The organism is Wolbachia endosymbiont (group A) of Philonthus cognatus (genome assembly GCF_947251755.1).
In the GTDB taxonomy this organism is placed as follows: domain Bacteria; phylum Pseudomonadota; class Alphaproteobacteria; order Rickettsiales; family Anaplasmataceae; genus Wolbachia; species Wolbachia pipientis.
This window is the reverse complement of sequence record NZ_OX366388.1, coordinates 1,142,673-1,160,145: the sequence shown is the minus strand read 5'-3', so window position 1 is coordinate 1,160,145 and position 17,473 is coordinate 1,142,673. Positions and strand designations below refer to the sequence as shown.

Here is a 17,473-nt window from a genome sequence, read left to right as displayed (position 1 = left end):
CCCATATGACAAAAATTATAGCAAAAGAATATACAGAATTTTTAGAGCATCTGAAAGAGCAGATTGCTACTAGTCGTTATAAAGCAGCACTAGCAGTAAATAGCAAGCTTATTGTGCTTTATCACCATATTGGTACAGAGATCTTGAAGCGCCAAAAAGAACATGGTTGGGGTGCTAAAATCATAGATCAGCTAAGTAAGGATTTGAGAAGCGCATTTCCAGAAATGAAGGGATTTAGTGCTAGGAATCTTACTTATATGCGTCAATTTGCTGCAGAATATCAAGATACTGAATTTACGCAGCAGGTTGCTGCACAATTGCCTTGGTTTCATATTGTAGTTATTTTAGATAAAGTAAAAGATCCAAAAGAAAGACTATTTTATTTTCAAAAAGCTATAGAGCACGGCTGGTCACGTAGTATAATGGTGATGCAAATCGAACGTGAATTGCACAAACGTCAAGGAAAAGCTGTTACTAACTTCAAAGATAAGTTACCTTCTTCCCAGTCAGATTTAGCACATTATACATTAAAAGATCCATATATTTTTGATTTTTTGAGTATAGGAGATGACGCTCATGAAAGAGAAGTAGAAAAAGGTCTTGTAGGCCATGTAGAGAAGTTTTTGCTTGAGCTAGGGGAAGGATTTGCATTTGTTGGTAGGCAATTTCACTTAGATGTTGGAAATAAAGACTTCTATATTGACTTATTGTTTTATCATTTAAAGCTACGTTGCTTTGTAGTAATTGAGCTAAAAGACAAAGATTTCAAGCCAGAGTATGCAGGTAAAATGAATTTTTATCTTTCAGCCGTTGATGATTTACTAAAGCACGAGACAGATCAACCATCTATAGGATTAATTTTATGCAAGTCAAAGGATAACGTACTAGCTAAGTATACATTGAAAGACATAAATAAACCGATAGGGTTGGCAGAATATAAAATTACTGAAAATCTACCAGAGAATGTAAAGACAGCCTTGCCAACAATAGAAGAGCTGGAAGCTGAGTTATCAAAAATTTCAGATAAAGAAAAGTAATGCTATTAAAATCGTTCAAACAACTATTTAACAAGCCAAAAATCAAAAGTTCAGCGTGGGATGCAGCAGGTTCAGGAAGAAGATTTTTTCACTTTCAACCAGAGTTAGGAAGCATAAATAATTTACTTTCTCAGAGCCTTGGGCACTTACGTAGCCGCTCTCGGGATATGGTAAGAAAAAATCCATATGCAGCAAATATCATTGATACAATAGTAAGTAACTCGATTGGAACAGGAATAAAACCACAATCAAAAGCAAGGGATGGAGAATTTCGAAAGAAGGTGCAAGAATTATGGCTAAGATGGACAGATGAAGCAGACAGTAACGGAGTAAGTGATTTTTATGGATTACAAGCTATAGTGTGCAGAAGTATGATAGAGGGAGGAGAATGTTTTGTACGTTTAAGAACGAGAAAACTGGAAGATAGATTTTCTGTACCATTACAACTGCAAGTACTTGAGTCTGAACATTTAGATAATAAAACAAATCAAACTTTAGGAAATGGTAATGTAATAAGAAACGGGATTGAGTTTAACAGGCTTGGGCAAAGAGAAGCATACTACCTATTTAAAGAACACCCTGGTGAAAGTATGTTTGGAGAATCAGTTAGAGTACCAGCAAATGATGTTTTACATATCTATAAACCTTTAAGACCTGGACAAATCAGAGGGGAGCCTTGGCTTTCTAATATACTGCTGAAGCTTTATGAGCTTGATCAATATGATGATGCAGAGCTGGTGAGAAAGAAAACTGCAGCAATGTTTGCTGGATTTATTACGAGACTCGATCCAGAAGCAAATATCATGGGAGAAGGTGAAGCAAGTGAGCAAGGAGTAGCACTATCTGGCCTGGAACCTGGAACAATGCAGCTTTTAGACCCAGGAGAGGACATAAAATTTTCAGAACCATCAGACGTAGGAGGAAGTTATGAAGCATTCATGAGACAGCAACTGAGGGCAATAGCAATAGGTACAGGGATAACATATGAGCAGCTAACAGGAGATTTAACAGGCGTTAATTATTCATCAATCAGAGCTGGATTAATAGAGTTTCGTCGTAGATGTGCTATGCTGCAACACAACATTATGGTATTTCAATTTTGCAGACCAGTATGGAATAGATGGCTAGAGTTAGCAGTACTTTGTGGAGAACTCTGTATAGATGAAAAAGTAGTAAAAGCAGCGAAAGAAGAAGTAAAATGGATACCACAGGGATTTGATTGGGTGGATCCACTGAAAGACCAGCAAGCACAGCAAATGGCAGTAAGGAATGGATTTAAGAGTCGATCGGAAGTAGTATCAGAAATGGGTTACGATGTAGAAGAAATTGACCAAGAAATAGCAGAAGATCAAAAGCGAGCTAATTCTTTTGGACTTTGTTTCGATTCTGATGTTAACCATAAAAGGGAAGGAAGGTGATGTGGATAAATAAGCCAATAATGGTAGAGAGAAGAAGCTTTGAACTACTATCATTATATAACAGCAAACAACCTATCTTTAAGAACTTAAAGCATTTTCATATAAACCCAAAAGGAATAGCAATAATACGTATTTATGGAGTTTTGACAAAAAAAACAGAAGCTTTTGATCATATTTTAGACATGACTTCGTATGAAAATATTCATGAAGAGATAGAGAGTGCTTTAGAAGATAAAAGCATAGAGACGATTCTACTTGACATAGACAGTCCAGGAGGAGAAGTAAACGGTGTCTTTGACCTAGCTGATTTTATTTATGAATCAAGAGCAAAAAAGAGAATTATTGCAATAGCAAATGATGATGCATATTCTGCTGCGTACGCTATAGCCTCTAGCGCTGAAAAGATTTTTCTCACCCGCACTTCAGGAGTTGGGAGTATAGGAGTAATAGCAAGTCATATAGATCAAAGTGGTTTTGATGAAAAACAGGGAATAAAATACACCACAATCTTTGCTGGCAGTCGAAAGAATGATTTAAATCCGCATGAGCCAATGACGTCTGAAAGTTTAGAAAGCTTACAAAAAGAAGTAGGCCGACTATATGGAATGTTTGTGCAGCTAATAGCAAGGAACAGAGGTCTTTCAATTGAAAAGATTCGATCAACAGAAGCAGGTCTATATTTTGGGGAGAAAGCAGTAGAAATAGGTCTTGCAGATGGAGTTACAACATTTTTTGAATTTATCAACAATCATAAAAGTAGGAGTGTTAGTATGACAACTATTGAGGAGAACTGTCGTAGAGAAATTTTAGAGATAATAAGATTATGTAATATATCAAAGATGCCAGAAAAGATAGGAGAATTTATAGAGCAAGGCTCAAGTGTTGAGCAAGCCAGGGAAGTTTTAATGGAGTTACTTGCAGAGCGAACGAAAAAAACAGAGATACTGAGTGCAATACCACAGAATGCAGGAGAAGAATTGATGATGCAGGTAGCGAAAAGTCGGTGCATTTGATGGTCTTAACCGTGGTATATAATCGCCGCGGTAAATAAGTGTTCAAAACGCGCCACAATTATAACCGCTGCATATAACAACTACAAATATGGCGGTAAAAAAATAAAAAAAGGAGAAAAGGAAATATGACATGTATAACCGAACAAAATAATCTAGGTGACTTATTAAAGTATGAGGCATCAAGTCTATATTCAAGAGATCAGATAACAGTAGCCAAGGGGCAAAATCTGAAGCTAGGAACAGTAGTTGGTTATGATACTAAAGATAATTTAATTAAAGCTTTAAATCCAACTGCCACAGATGGGACACAAACGGCGATAGGAGTGATAACAAGCGATGTAAACGCAAAGGAAAATAGTAAAGGAGTAATTATTGCTCGCGGTGCAATGCTAGCAGATTATGCAGTTGTGTGGCCAGTAAATATCACTGAAGAGCAAAAAACAGCAGCAATAAAACAACTAGAAACACGTGGAATTATCATTCGCAAAACAGTCTAATTTAAGGAGAAATTCAATGCAAAATCCATTTACAAATACAGCATTTAGCATGACGGCACTAACAAATGCGATGAATATATTGCCGGTAAATTATGGACGAGTTGAAAATTTAAATTTATTTCCAAGTAGGTCAGTAAGATTTAGACATATTACAATAGAAGAGCAAAACGGAGTATTAAGTTTACTACCAACGCAAGTTCCAGGGGCACCAGCAACAGTAGGAAAAAGAGGAAAAAGAAAGGTAAGAACATTTACAATTCCACATATTCCTCACGATGATGTAGTGTTACCAGAGGAAGTACAAGGAATAAGGGCATTTGGATCAGAAAGTGAACTGAAAGCGCTGGCAGATGTAATAACTGATCATTTGCAGCTAATGAGAAACAAACATGCAATAACATTAGAGCATTTGCGAATGGGAGCGCTGAAAGGAATAATTCTGGACGCAGATGGAAGTGAATTGTTAAATCTGTATAACGAATTTGAAATAACACCAAAAGTAGTAAATTTTGCACTGGGAACAGCAACAACTGATGTAAAGCGTAAGTGTATGGAAGTACTCCGGCATATAGAAGATAATCTAAGTGGTGAATATATGACAGGAATTCATGCTTTAGTAAGCCCTGAGTTTTTTGATGCACTTACTTCTCATACTAAAGTAAAAGAAGCATACGAGAGATGGCAAGAAGGAGCAGCATTAAGGAACGATATGAGATCAGGATTTACGTTCTGTGGAATAACGTTTGAGGAATATAGAGGGCAAGCAACTGATCCTGAAGGAACTGTAAGAAGATTTATAGAAAGAGATACAGGGCACTGTTTTCCACTAGGAACAGCAAGTACATTTACGACATATTTTGCACCAGCAGACTTTAATGAGACAGTAAATACTCTTGGACAGCCACTATATGCAAAACAAGAGCCAAGGAGGTTTGATAGAGGGACTGATTTGCATACACAGTCGAACCCTCTGCCAATGTGCCACCGCCCGGCCGTTTTGGTCAAGGTCGTTGCAACATAAAAATACTGATAGAGCAACAAAAAGGCAGTTAGTATTCTATCAGCATATAGCGTACTGATGAAAACTTAATGAATAAAATAGAAGAATGCAAGAGAGTATTAAGCGATTATTTAAAGATTGTCTTATCCATTTAGGGGAGTTAGCTTTATATGAGTCAAAGAATAAGTCATATATGGTACAGGTATTAAAGCAACAGCCAGATAAATTATACGAGATTGGTGAAGGACAATTTGTGGGAGAGATGCTTTTTCTTGAGGTAAGCATTTTTGATATACTGAGGCCAATTGTAGGAGATATTTTTGTTATAGGTGATTGCAAATACAAAATACACACACCACCACTTAGAGATAAATCTGGAATGGTCTGGCGAATCGAAGCGTATGGGGTGTAAAATGTCTGTGCATATAGAAGTTAATAGTAATGAGGTAATAGAAAGTGTAAATGCTAAAAGAAAAAAAATAGAATTAGCAATAGTGAGAGCGTTAAACAGAACAGCACTATGGCTAAAATTGAAGACAGCAAAAGAAATTAGTGAGGAAAAGAAGATAAAATTAAGTTTGATAAGAAAGAGATTAAGAATTTTTAAAGCAAAAACAAGCAGATTAGAAGTGTTAATTAGAGCAAATCTCTACGACATTAGAGCATCGACAATTGGTAAAATACAAAAAACAAGAAGAGGATCGAAAGTAGGAAAGCATGAGTTTATAGGAGGATTTGCAGCAGTTATGCCAAAAGGAAATAGCGGTATTTTTAAACGTGAAGGAAGGGCAGCATTACCAATAAAGGAAGTTAAGTTGCCACTCGAACCTGAGGCTTCAAGGATAATAGGGAATCTTATTAATTATGAGGTTGAAAAGGTATTTGAAAAATTCTTCCACCGCGAATTAAGTGACATTACACCTATATGAATTGGCAAGATTTACATCAAGTAATTTGTACTACGTTAAAGGAAGAAATACCGGCTATACAGATATGTGAAATTTATCCAGCAATAAGAAAAGAATTATTAGCGCCAGCGGTATTTGTAGAGCTTGTGAGTTTAGAATCGGGAAAAGATCCTGGAACAGGTGAACTAGCTCTGAGGGTAAGATTTGAGGCAAGAATAGTAGTTGATAGTACTATAGAAAATGCACCTATTATTGTCAGATCTTTAGCTGCTGAGGTTGCAAGAGTAGTGAACAAGAATACCTGGGAAAAGAATGTATCTCCGGCTGAATTTCTTTCTGCAGAGCCTGATGGATTTAGACCCGAATTAGATGCATATTTGGTGTGGATGGTTGATTGGAGTCATCAGCTTCATTTAGGTAAATCAGTATGGGAAGAGGGGAAAATTAAACCACATACAATAAACGTAGGAAATATAAATGTTGGATCATAGTTTTGCGATTTCAGAGCTGAATAGGAAGCTAGCAAACGTTATTCGTATAGGAATTGTAAAAGAAATAGATTATGAAAAAGCAAAAGTAAGAGTGAAAATAGGCGAATTTTTAACAGATTATTTACCGTGGATAACAAGTAAAGCAGGAAAAGATAGAGATTGGTCTCCACCAGATATCGGTGAACAGGTTATGATATTTTCTCCTCTTGGCGAATTATCGTTAGGAGTGGTGTTAGGAGGGATATACCAGGAAAAATACCCTGCATCAGAGAATAAAAAAGAGGTGAGTAGCTTAACATTTCAAGATGGAACAAAGTTGTCATACGATAAAGATAAACATCATTTAGAGATTGAAGTAGTAGATAAAATAACACTGAAAGCTGGAGAATCGAGTATAGAAATGACAAAAGAAAGAATAAAACTTAAGGGAAGGAGAATAGATCTAAACTAGCATATGGGTAAAGCAATCGTTTGTGTAGGGGATAATTGTACAGGAATACCGGTTCATGTTTGTATGAGTGGAAGTGAAGACGTATTTGTAAATAGTAGATCTGTGTGTCGTAGGGGTGATATCTTGACTATAGGGGAGACACTAACGCAAGGGTCAAACAGCGTATTTGTGAACGGTATGGGAGTAACAAGAACAGGAGACTTGGTATCGTGTAGTTTTAAAGTGATAGGTGTTAGCAAAAATGTATTTGCAGAATGAGAGGCATGAATGCTAGCACGGGAAAGGAATTGGAAGGAATAGAACATTTAAAACAATCAATTACTGATATTTTAACCACTCCTATTGGATCACGTATTATGAGAAGAGATTATGGTTCTCGATTATTTGAATTAGTAGATAAGCCAATAAATAGAGATTTAACTTTGGAAATCTATGCAGCAACAGCAGAAGCACTGGGGAAATTTGAGAAGAGATTTAAGTTAGAAAAAGTAAAGATTGCTGAAGCTAAAGAAGGAAAAATGACTCTTGTACTTGAAGGTATGTATCTTTCAGAAGGCAAATTCATAGGTATTAGTGGAATAGTTGTTTAGAAATGCAGACATCTAATATTATTGAAAAACTAAGCTATGAGGAAATCTTTTCCAGAATGAAGGAGGAGTTAGTGTGTAGAGATGAAACCTTTTCAGCGTTAGTAGAATCCGATCCAGCGATAAAGATTCTGGAGGTAGCAGCCTGGCGAGAACTTTTGCTCAGACAAAGGATGAACGAAGCAGTAAAGAGTAATTTACTGAAATTTGCAAGGGGAGAAGATCTTGATAATTTGGCTGAATTTTATGGAGTAGAGAGAGAAAAAGAAGAAGAGGATGAAAGATTTAGAAAGAGGGTAAAAGCAAAAATAGCAGGTTGGTCAACAGGAGGAAGTAAGGAATATTATAAATATCATGCACTGTCAGCAGATAGTAGAGTAAAAGATGCACTAGTAGAATCACCTATACCAGGAAAAGTACAAATTTCAATCTTATCAACACAAACTGGCATAGTGTCAGAAGAGCTACTAGAAATTGTAAAAAAGCAGGTTACTAGAGATGATATAAGGGTTTTAACCGATACAGTAACAGTGATAGGTTGCAATATTACGGAAATAGATATTCACAGCAGAATGAGCATAAGTCCTATAATATCAGAGGAAGAAATCAAGAAGCAATTTATTAAGAAGTTTGAAGAAAGTAGAAGGCTGGGATGGAGTGTAACAAGATCGTGGATAATAGCGAATTTATTTGTAGAGGGTGTAGAAAACGTAGAATTAATCGAGCCAAAAGAGGATGTTGTGGTGCTAGGTAACGAGTGTGCAAATTTACGAAATTTAAAGATTGAGTAATGCTATTACCCCCAAACGCAACAAAGCAAGAGCAAGCACTGGTTGATGCAACAGATTATAAGGTTGATCCGAGCTGTATCAGAGGATTTAAGTTTAGTCTTAAAGAAGAAACATTGCCTTGGATAATAGAAGAATATGGTTTAGAAGAAATACTGCGCTGGGTAAAAGATAGAAGAAAAGCCATAGTAGAAGGAGTAAAATTTCAAAGACTGAGAGGAACACCTGCATCACTTAAAATAGCGCTCAAATGGGCAAATATAGAAGATATTACAATTATTGAGGAGCCACCTGGTAAACATTTTTTCGAGTTGCAAATAGGAATAAGAGATGTTCCAAATAACTTTTTTGTAGATGCAGTAGTAGAACTTGCAAAACTATCACTACCAGCAAGATCAAGGCTAATGAGGATTTTCAATGATCACCATAACGTTGATAGGTTTATTTTAGATGAAAGTTTATTCGGCAGCTTATTGTCAGACTATTCAGGTAGAAAAGTTGAAAAAGATGGACCAGTATTATCGTTTGGAAGAGTAAATTTTTTCAGGTCTAGTGGTCCAGTTATTAGGATTATAGAAAACTATCTACGCGATCATTATGAACGAGCTTTAAGCAATGATATATATCGCCTAGATGTAGCAATCCTTGGAGAAACCGAGCCTCACACAAAGAATTATAACGGTATTTATGAAAGAAATCATGTGTGGTATAACTTCAAAGCGCTATATCCGCTACCACAGAGCTTATTACCTGAGATTAAGTTTGCGAAAGCGCAGATAGTATTATCAGATAGCTGGAACTTGGGGGAAATAAACGCATGTTTTCCAGTTGGTAGTGTGGAAGAAAAAGGAAGTAAATTTTTACTAGGAAGTAGCAAACTATCTGAACAACTGTGGAATTTAAAATACAAGCCAATTTTAGAAAGGTTTAGCGTTACTCACCACTACAAAGTAGAAGATTTTACCAACCAGAAAGTTATAAGATTTGGTGTGGCAGAACACTATGTTCATTTTGAAAACAATTTAGATTTAAAGCAAAAGGACGCAATACACGAGTTAGAAAGTTACATTTTGGTATTTTACCCAGGCGTACTAACGTGGCACGAACATCGACATTTGAACAGAAGTTGGAAAAATAGTCAAGTAATATCTATAATAAGTTAAGTACTTATATTTATATCCTCATATATTATGTTAATAATAGGTAAAAGTGTATGAAATAAAAAGAAAAAGACTTGCTTTCTCATGCTAAAACGGACATGACTTGAATAGCAGCAGGTAAACATAAGAAATTTGTCTGGCGCTAGAAAAGCTAATTTTGTGAGGTATGCAATGGGGTTCAACGAAGAAAAGAGAGAATCTTTTAGTAAGTTTTTTAAAGAAGTATCAAGTAACGGATTTAAAAATATTAATAAAAGAAATGAAGAAGGAGAGACGATATTACACCAAGCAGTAGAAATCTCTGATTACAAAACAGTAAGGTTATTAATAAATAAAGGAGCAAATGTTAATGCAAGAGATAAAAAGGGTTATACACCACTACACTGTGCAGTATTTGCGAAAAGCTTAGAAAATGTAAAAGTACTGCTAAGGGAAGGAGCAGAAGTAAATGCCACTCAATATGTCAGTGGATGTACGCCATTGCACTCTGCATGCAAAATAGGAGGAGCAGGAATTGAAATAATAAAAGAGCTAGTAAAGGCCGGAGCTGAAGTTAATCAACTGAATAAGTACGGTGCAACACCAATGTATTACATATGGGAAAGTGAAAAGTATCGTCTATGTGATAGCAAAGAGAGTGAAAAGGCAAGTAAATTCTTAAGAGAACAAGGAGGAATAACAAAAAGTAGAGAACTGACGTGCTATGGAATAGAGATGCTAGTGAGAGAAATAGCAGACATGTTGAATAGGAGCTATTTACCTGAGTTAAAAATAATAGAGATAGGAGAAATAAGGAAGAAAGATAAGTCACTAATAAAGGAAGAATGTAAAAATTTAGCAAGCAAGATAATGAGCCAAGTGAACGAAATGATAGATGAAGTGTTGAAGGCAGACTTAAGCAAGATGTGGTGAGGAGGGAGCTCAAAAAAAAGAGTTTGGTTGCGAAAATTTCAAAGGGAAAGTGAGGTATGTTATGTCAAGGAAAGAAGCAAGGAATGTTTTTGATAGGTTATTGAAAGCATTATCAGAAAACAGGTTTCAACAAATAAATGAAAAAGACGCAGCAGGTTGCACAATATTGCACCGAGCAGCACAGGTGTCAGAGCCAGAAGTAATAAAGTTATTAATAGAAAAAGGAGCAGGTACAAACGATAGAAACAATAGAGGCGAGACACCGTTGCACCTAGCAGCGTTTTTAGGAAGAAGAAAAAATGTGAAAGTGCTGATAGAAGGAGGAGCTACAGTAAATGCAAAATCAAACAATAAAGCAGTACCACTACACTTAGCCTGTTTAGCAAGAAGAATAGGAACAATAGAAGAGCTGATAAATGCAGGAGGAGATCTTGATACAGTAGATAAATTTGGATGTAGCCCACTAAACTATGCAAAAATTTACCCGAAAGTGACAAGTTATCTAGAAAAGAAGGGAGTGAATATGAGAGATGTAGAAGTGATGTATGGAGAAGCAAACAAGGCAATAGAGGAGGTAATGGAGAAACGAAACGTAAATGAATTACAACTAGAGGAGGTAGATTTAACAGATTAAGCATATAGATTTATATCTTAATATAATATGTGGAAAAAATGTGTAAATTTAGCAAAAAAAACTTGCTTTTTATGCTAAAACAGCCCTAAGTGAAAAAGTAGCTGGTAAATAAACAAGATTTGCTAAGCGCTAAAGTGAGCCAAATTGGAGCCACTTTATATTGCATTAATAGCTGAGGAAAGTTATGGTAAAATTTAGTCAGAAAGAAAGAGAAGAGTTTAATAAGGCGTGGAAAGAAGTATTAGATAACTCAATAGAAGATATTAATAAAAAAGACACAAAAGGAAGGACGATACTACATTACGCGGTGGGAATGCCAGATCCAAAAAAAGTGAAATTATTAATCAAAAAGGGAGCAGATGTAGATGCAGCAGATGCCGGGAAATATAGACCACTACACCTAGCAGTGATGGGGCAACGTCTAGAAAATATAAAAGAGCTGATAAAGGCAGGAGTCGATGTAAACGCAGTGGAACGAAGTAGCAAATTTGCTCCGTTGCATCTTGCCTGCATGGTGGCAGAGATAAAAATAGTAGAAGAGCTAGTAAAAGCGGGAGGGAATGTAGAGCAAAAGGATAAATCTGGCAAAACGCCAATGGATTATGCGAGAAATAGTAAAGAGATAAAAGAAGTGTTAGAGAACGTAAAAATGGCAAATAAGCAGAGAGAGTTTATAGAAAGAGTAAGGGTTGTATCGGAAAGCACGGCAGCAGGTGTGATAGTTGCAAAGGAGGAGCTAGAAACTGTGGATGAAAAAGTGCTATAGCGTTTTTAAAAATTCAGAAGTGCTGTGTTTGAAAAGGTGATTATATGGAAAAAAAAGTAGAAAAAGAGGTAAAATGTTTAGAGAAAAAAGCGTTGGAAGAGCTGAGGAAAATATGGAAGAAGGTATTTGAGGAAGAGGCACCTAGATACTCAAAGAAATATCTGATACCAAGATTGGCGTATAGGATACAGGAGAAAGCGTATGGAGAAATGTCAAGAAAAGGTGCCAAAAGACTGGAATACCTAGCAGATCGGCTAGAGAAGGGAAAAAGAATAAGTAGCGATAAACTGCCAGCAGTGGGAACAGAGCTGATATTAGAAAGGGGTGAAGAAACGCATGCAATAATGGTAGTGGATACAGGATTGATCTACAGAGAAGAATTTTACACGTCATTATCAGCAGTGGCAGGAAAAATAATGGGAATGAGCTACAACGGACCTTTATTATTCGGGATGCGTGATAAAAGTGGAAATTGAGGAGAGAGAATGCTAAAAGAGGTAAGGTGTGCGATATATACAAGAAAATCAAATGAGGATGGGCTAGAACAAAAGTTTAATAGTCTTGATGCGCAGCGAGTAGCATGTGAAAAGTACATAAAGAGCAGAGAAGGGTGGGTAGTATTGCCCAAAAGGTACGATGATGGCGGATTTTCAGGAAAAAATTTAGAAAGACCAGCAATAAGGGAGTTGTTTGAAGATGTAAAGGCAGGAGAAGTGGACTGTGTGGTAGTATATACGCTAGACAGGTTATCAAGGGAAACAAAGGACAGCATCGAAGTAACGTCATTTTTTAGAAGGCACCGAGTAAATTTTGTAGCAGTAACGCAGATATTTGACAATAATACGCCAATGGGAAAGTTTGTACAAACAGTGTTATCAGGAGCAGCACAACTAGAAAGAGAGATGATTGTAGAGAGAGTAAAAAATAAAATAGCAACATCAAAAGAACAAGGACTATGGATGGGTGGAACTTTGCCGCTTGGGTATGATGTAAAAGATAAAGAATTAATAATAAATGAGAAAGAAGCAAAGTTGGTAAAACATATATTTGAGAGGTATATAGAGCTGAAGTCAATGGCAGAGTTGGCAAGAGAGTTAAATAGCCAAGGGTACCGTACGAAATCAGATATCTTTAAAAAGGCCACGGTAAGGAGGATAGTAACAAATCCAATATATATGGGAAAGATAAGACATTATGAGAAAGAGTATGAGGGAAAGCATGAAGCAATAATAAAAGAGGAAAAATGGCAAAAAGCACAAGAATTGATAAAGAATCAGCCATATAGAAAAGCAAAATATGAAGAAGCTCTGCTAAAGGGAATAATTAAGTGCAAGAGCTGTGGTGTAAATATGACACTGACATATGCAAAAAAAGAGAATAAGAGATATCGATACTACGTATGTAATAACCACTTAAGGGGAAAGAATTGTGAATCAGTAAATCGAACAATAGTAGCAGGAGAAGTAGAAAAAGAAGTGATGAGAAAAGCGGAGCAGATATATGAAAATTGGAGAGAAAAGACCGAAGAAAAATGGGAAAATTTAAATTTTGGAAAGCAGAAAGAAGTAGTGAAAAAGTTAATAAAAGGAGTAATGATAAAAGAAGATGGAATAGAGGTGAGTTTAGAGGATAAGGTGGAATTTATACCAATAAAAAAGAAAGGAAAGAAATGCACAGTAATTGAGCCAGAAGGTAAAACAAACAATGCACTACTGAAAGCAGTGGTAAGGGCTCATCTGTGGAAACGTCAACTGGAGGCAGGAAAATATGCAAGTGTGAAGGAACTGAGCGTTAAAATTAATATAGGTACAAGAAGGGTACAACAAATTTTAAGGTTAAATTATTTAGCTCCGAAGATTAAAGAAGATATAGTAAATGGGAGACAGCCAAGAGATTTGAAATTAGTTGATTTGAGAGAAATACCGATGCTGTGGAGTGAGCAATTGGAGAAATTTTATGGTCTTGATTGCATTGTTTAACAAGAGGAGATGAAAACATCGAAAATAATAGGAAAAGCTGTTGCAAAAAAAACTCAAGGATTTATAAGGAAACCACTATTGCAAAATATGAAGGACTTCTAATGCACCAGCAGATGTTGAAGAGGTTAAAAATAGTCTTGATGTAAACCAGTGTGACAAAAACTGACATTAAATTATATGAGTATATTAATATAAATAGTAAAGATTTTCAATTTACATATGAAACCAGAGCAAACTATTGAGCAAGAGTCAAACTCACATAACAACCCTTTTCTGCTGAAATAGAACCATGTTTTTATAGTGAAGGAAATCCCTATATACGAAAAATCATCAAATCAACCAATTGCGGCTGGTGTTGTTGGTGCGTTATTATTGGTGAGCTGTGTTGCGTTTTATGTTTTATTTCGCAGTGGCAGTAGATGTGGTGTATGGATTTTGCGTTGTATAATGCTACAAAGCCGAATACTAAACTTGAGTAGGTCTATTATCCAGCCTTCTTTGAATCCTGCGCAGTTGAGAAAATCCATAATCATCAAGTAAAACTTTTAAATTAGGTAATTTCTTCTCATTTGAGCTTATAGAGCATACTTTTTTAACCATGAGCATGATTATTGCTCCGGACAGGAGGTTCCACATTTTCCAGATAGCCATGACTGTCTACTTTCAATTCATTTCCTAAGTTGTGCTCTATTTTTGTTGCAAACGTAAATCCTAATATTTTGCAAAATTTTTCGAAATATTCTCTTATAATATCAAATAAACTCTTATCGCCATCTTGGTAGTTTTTTAACTCCTCAGGAACATCAAGTAATAACTTACCGTCTCTATATATTAGACCCTCTTTACCATTCTGAGATTCAAGTGTAAATTCCATTGAAAATGATATATCACATATTTTTTTCTCAGAAAAATCTAGAAGCTTTACAGGTGCTTTGGGGATTTTACACTCAACTTTTACAGAATTTGGATTTTTGCAGTCAATGTACACTTTTCTCTCAACACCACTATTGACATTCATAAATAATTTATGTTTCTCGTAAAGTTCCATCATAAATGGTCCATATATATGTTCATATCCTGCTTGATTGCAATTAGTAGCTAACTCTTCTAGAATATGATCATTTGGAGCTTCTGCTCTAGAATGTTGAAACATCTCCTTAAAAACCTCTTTTGCAAATGAACGATAATTCTTTTCTCCATCTTTATTATTTTTAACCAAGCTAATATGTTTTTTATATAATCGGTCAACAAAATCCCTATCTATATTCTCTCCGTTAATGATGAAATCCATTCTATTAATGTCTTTATATGCTTGCTCACCAGAATTTGCGCTTTTATTATCTTTAGCTCTTAATTTATTAAAACCAAATTCTTTAATTTTAGCCTTTAATGTAACTATTGGATTTGCTTCTGTCATACTTCCCCCTTACTAAAGCCTTCAAAATTAATTATACTATAGGAATTGTTAATAGATTATTGACGATATATAAGTGTAACGATGGCTTTGTACTACCTGTATAATAAATACGCTAAGGCAAAAATTTAGCTGTAGAAAGAATAATGCAACTTTATCGCATTTCATTTTACTATAACTTGACTATAAGAAAAAATCTTATTTTGATTACTACGAGTAGTTCTATAAACCAAATTAATTGTAAAAAAGAGCGAGTGATTTGTGTAGAGCTTAAGATAATTCGTTTCTTAGATTGCTAATTATCTTAGTTAATATTTAATACCTTCTACCTAGCAATTTCTTCCCTCGAATTAGAAACCCTTCTTAATTCTTCACGTTCTGCCCATGAAACCTTTTTGTTGTTAGACTCGCTTATTACTTCAGGACGCATTAATCCACCAGATCTTTCAAAGTACCCATTTTCAATAGCATCATAAACCCAATCTTCACCAAGTGCGCAATCATTACCTAATTCTTCTTTTCGATCTTTGAATTTTTCTAATATTTCCTCTCTATTACTCACTTTTACTATAATTTTGCTTTTATCCTGTATGTCAGGATACAGTCTAACATCTACATTTCCCAAACTAGTATAGAAGGTTAATACTATATCGCTGCCTTCTGTAAGATCTGTGTAATACCTTATTCCACCTTCGGTTTGAATTTCTACTTCACTACTACCGATCTTTACTATATTTCTTCCACACTTTACATCTCCATCGGTTAGACCTAAATCCCTTGCCCCATCTGTTATCTTTATAATGTCTATTTTACTATCTTTAGAATATTCTAAGTAAAAAACGGAGTTGTCTACTCTTGCATCTTTTAGCTCGCTATTGGTTGCACTTTTTGCGATTTCAATAAACTTATGAGAATTGCTAATATAATCTCTATAAGCTTTTTTTAGGTTAGTTTTATGCTCTTTAAATTCTGATGTCAGTGTGTTAGCATCAACTGTATTACCAAACACTGCCCCTTTTGATACTAATTGACATATTATATTACTAGCAACTTTAGGATTTTTTTCTAATTCACTGATTTTTTTCATCACATAATCGGTAAAAGTGTACTCATTACCTGAAAAGAAATCTTGTGAAAGAGAATAGTTTAATCGTACACCAGACTTTATAGCATCGTTTACAATCTTTTCAAGTTCAGCCATATTTTGAGCCTGAAACACCTTATCAGAAAACTCATTTAACTTTTCCTTTTGATTTGAGGTTAAATTAACGAGTAATTTACTGACCTGTCCTTTCTTTTGCTGACGATAAATAATATTTTTATCATAATCTAATGCTCCTGCTTCTAGAAATATTTTTCTTAACTCTTGAGCAAGATCTTCATTATCCCAAGCAAAACGATCAACATACGAAAACACTTTTGATTCACCCATTCCTTGCCGAATATTTAGCACCACTTTTAGGTCTGAATCTCTTTTATGCTTACTTAAAAACTCCTTTAAATTTTTAGTGCAGTCTGAATCACACACAAGTAAGTCATACAATTCCTTATTCATCTTTTTCTGTTTATCAGTTAAAAATAATTCTTCTATATTATAGCAGAGTTTATTAGTTGCTATTTGTTGTGGAGTTTTGCCCTTTCTACTTGTTATATTAGGTTTAGCTCCTTTCAAAAGAAGAGAGTTTGCATTATCGTGGTGACCTTTGGCAGCAGCAAGGTATAATGGTGTTTTTCCTTTATTATCTTGTATGTTAGGATCTGCGCCTGCTTCTAAGAGTAAATCTATAGCCTGATTTCCTGTGCGACGAAATCCACCAATATTTGCTCCTGCAATCGCATGCAATACTGTTGATTGAGATTCTCCTCTTTTGAGGTTAAGAATTATTTTTAAATCTTTATTGTTTTTATTGTCATATAAAAATTCTTCAAGAGGTTCAGTATTATCAAATGAACCACAGTTAGAAGCTAAACATTTTAGAGCACTAAGTAACTTCTTGTTTAAATTTTTTTGACTTGGCGTAAGATCATAATCTAGAGCAAACCAAACACAAATCTGTTCACTTAATCCAAGTTTGCTATCTATCAAAGATGATGGTTCATTATGATTTCTAACTGATGGTAAATCTCCTGAGTACCACATATCATTCATCAGCTCATTTAATAAATGTTCTTTAGATGATAGATGTTCTATAATTGATTCATATTCAATATCAGATAGTTCTGGTTTGGATTTTGGTTTTAGTAGATTGGTGATAAATTTTATCATTCCAGTAGACTCACCCATACTTACCCCTCTAAGATACATAGTACATTATATGCGATATGTAACATTAAGTCAATAACCATAATCTTTTTACTACTCATATGATTAAGCTTTTATGGTAAGTAATATAAGATCTTTAGACAATCAAGCAGTGT

General features: G+C 35.1%; 21 protein-coding genes. 18 read left to right on the top strand and 3 right to left on the bottom strand.

Features of this window, described 5'->3' with window-relative positions:
* The first annotated feature begins 5 nt into the window (after positions 1-5).
* From OPR21_RS05410 to OPR21_RS05325, 18 genes are all read left to right on the top strand, one after another.
* The gene (locus OPR21_RS05410; protein ID WP_265029645.1) at positions 6-1,037 is read left to right on the top strand and encodes a PDDEXK nuclease domain-containing protein; all 1,032 of its coding nucleotides are present in this window, start codon (positions 6-8) and stop codon (positions 1,035-1,037) included.
* The gene (locus tag OPR21_RS05405; protein ID WP_265029646.1) at positions 1,037-2,455 is read left to right on the top strand and encodes a phage portal protein; all 1,419 of its coding nucleotides are present in this window, start codon (positions 1,037-1,039) and stop codon (positions 2,453-2,455) included. The genes OPR21_RS05410 and OPR21_RS05405 overlap by 1 nt, the downstream gene beginning before the upstream one ends.
* A complete protein-coding gene (locus tag OPR21_RS05400; RefSeq protein WP_265029647.1) occupies positions 2,455-3,468 on the top strand; it encodes a S49 family peptidase in 1,014 nt (337 codons plus the stop codon). Before OPR21_RS05405 ends, OPR21_RS05400 begins: the two co-directional genes overlap by 1 nt.
* A gap of 125 nt (positions 3,469-3,593) precedes the next feature.
* Positions 3,594-3,965, top strand: a complete 372-nt coding sequence (locus OPR21_RS05395; protein ID WP_226080686.1) for a head decoration protein — start codon at positions 3,594-3,596, stop codon at positions 3,963-3,965.
* Between the two features lie 16 nt (positions 3,966-3,981).
* The gene (locus OPR21_RS05390) at positions 3,982-4,986 is read left to right on the top strand and encodes a major capsid protein (protein WP_265029648.1); all 1,005 of its coding nucleotides are present in this window, start codon (positions 3,982-3,984) and stop codon (positions 4,984-4,986) included.
* A gap of 85 nt (positions 4,987-5,071) precedes the next feature.
* Entirely contained in the window at positions 5,072-5,377 is a 306-nt protein-coding gene (locus OPR21_RS05385; RefSeq protein WP_143688821.1) for a head-tail joining protein, read from the top strand.
* A 1-nt stretch (position 5,378) separates the two neighbouring features.
* Entirely contained in the window at positions 5,379-5,894 is a 516-nt protein-coding gene (locus OPR21_RS05380) for a phage tail protein (RefSeq protein WP_265029649.1), read from the top strand.
* Positions 5,891-6,364, top strand: coding sequence for a hypothetical protein (locus OPR21_RS05375; RefSeq protein WP_265029650.1), 474 nt, complete (start codon positions 5,891-5,893; stop codon positions 6,362-6,364). The genes OPR21_RS05380 and OPR21_RS05375 overlap by 4 nt, the downstream gene beginning before the upstream one ends.
* Positions 6,351-6,815 (top strand): phage baseplate assembly protein V, encoded by a 465-nt coding sequence (locus OPR21_RS05370; RefSeq protein WP_264377717.1) that lies wholly within the window; start codon positions 6,351-6,353, stop codon positions 6,813-6,815. The genes OPR21_RS05375 and OPR21_RS05370 overlap by 14 nt, the downstream gene beginning before the upstream one ends.
* Positions 6,816-6,818: 3 nt before the next feature.
* On the top strand, positions 6,819-7,073 hold the full coding sequence (locus OPR21_RS05365) for a PAAR domain-containing protein (RefSeq protein WP_015587734.1): 255 nt from the start codon (positions 6,819-6,821) through the stop codon (positions 7,071-7,073).
* Positions 7,070-7,405 carry a GPW/gp25 family protein gene (locus tag OPR21_RS05360; RefSeq protein ID WP_265029651.1) on the top strand — a complete coding sequence of 112 codons (336 nt, stop codon included), beginning with the start codon at positions 7,070-7,072 and terminating at the stop codon, positions 7,403-7,405. Before OPR21_RS05365 ends, OPR21_RS05360 begins: the two co-directional genes overlap by 4 nt.
* A gap of 2 nt (positions 7,406-7,407) precedes the next feature.
* Positions 7,408-8,193: a baseplate assembly protein gene (locus tag OPR21_RS05355; RefSeq protein ID WP_265029652.1), complete on the top strand. Its 786-nt coding sequence runs from the start codon at positions 7,408-7,410 to the stop codon at positions 8,191-8,193.
* Positions 8,193-9,353: a phage tail protein gene (locus tag OPR21_RS05350; RefSeq protein WP_265029653.1), complete on the top strand. Its 1,161-nt coding sequence runs from the start codon at positions 8,193-8,195 to the stop codon at positions 9,351-9,353. The genes OPR21_RS05355 and OPR21_RS05350 overlap by 1 nt, the downstream gene beginning before the upstream one ends.
* Positions 9,354-9,521: 168 nt before the next feature.
* The gene (locus tag OPR21_RS05345; protein WP_265029654.1) at positions 9,522-10,262 is read left to right on the top strand and encodes an ankyrin repeat domain-containing protein; all 741 of its coding nucleotides are present in this window, start codon (positions 9,522-9,524) and stop codon (positions 10,260-10,262) included.
* Between the two features lie 61 nt (positions 10,263-10,323).
* On the top strand, positions 10,324-10,896 hold the full coding sequence (locus OPR21_RS05340) for an ankyrin repeat domain-containing protein (protein ID WP_264377815.1): 573 nt from the start codon (positions 10,324-10,326) through the stop codon (positions 10,894-10,896).
* Positions 10,897-11,080: 184 nt separating this feature from the next.
* Positions 11,081-11,662, top strand: a complete 582-nt coding sequence (locus OPR21_RS05335) for an ankyrin repeat domain-containing protein (RefSeq protein ID WP_320157055.1) — start codon at positions 11,081-11,083, stop codon at positions 11,660-11,662.
* A 44-nt stretch (positions 11,663-11,706) separates the two neighbouring features.
* Positions 11,707-12,138 carry a DUF2924 domain-containing protein gene (locus tag OPR21_RS05330; RefSeq protein WP_264377818.1) on the top strand — a complete coding sequence of 144 codons (432 nt, stop codon included), beginning with the start codon at positions 11,707-11,709 and terminating at the stop codon, positions 12,136-12,138.
* Positions 12,139-12,147: 9 nt separating this feature from the next.
* Positions 12,148-13,641, top strand: coding sequence for a recombinase family protein (locus OPR21_RS05325; RefSeq protein WP_265029752.1), 1,494 nt, complete (start codon positions 12,148-12,150; stop codon positions 13,639-13,641).
* 465 nt (positions 13,642-14,106) lie between these two features.
* Here the strand turns inward: OPR21_RS05325 and OPR21_RS05320 are convergent, their stop codons facing one another.
* From OPR21_RS05320 to OPR21_RS05310, 3 genes are all read right to left on the bottom strand, one after another.
* Complete coding sequence (locus OPR21_RS05320; RefSeq protein ID WP_264378252.1) at positions 14,107-14,241, bottom strand: hypothetical protein; 135 nt, start codon at positions 14,239-14,241, stop codon at positions 14,107-14,109.
* Positions 14,234-15,058, bottom strand: a complete 825-nt coding sequence (locus OPR21_RS05315) for a hypothetical protein (protein ID WP_264711326.1) — start codon at positions 15,056-15,058, stop codon at positions 14,234-14,236. Before OPR21_RS05315 ends, OPR21_RS05320 begins: the two co-directional genes overlap by 8 nt.
* A 322-nt stretch (positions 15,059-15,380) precedes the next feature.
* Positions 15,381-17,339: an ankyrin repeat domain-containing protein gene (locus tag OPR21_RS05310; RefSeq protein ID WP_265029751.1), complete on the bottom strand. Its 1,959-nt coding sequence runs from the start codon at positions 17,337-17,339 to the stop codon at positions 15,381-15,383.
* Positions 17,340-17,473: the final 134 nt, after the last annotated feature.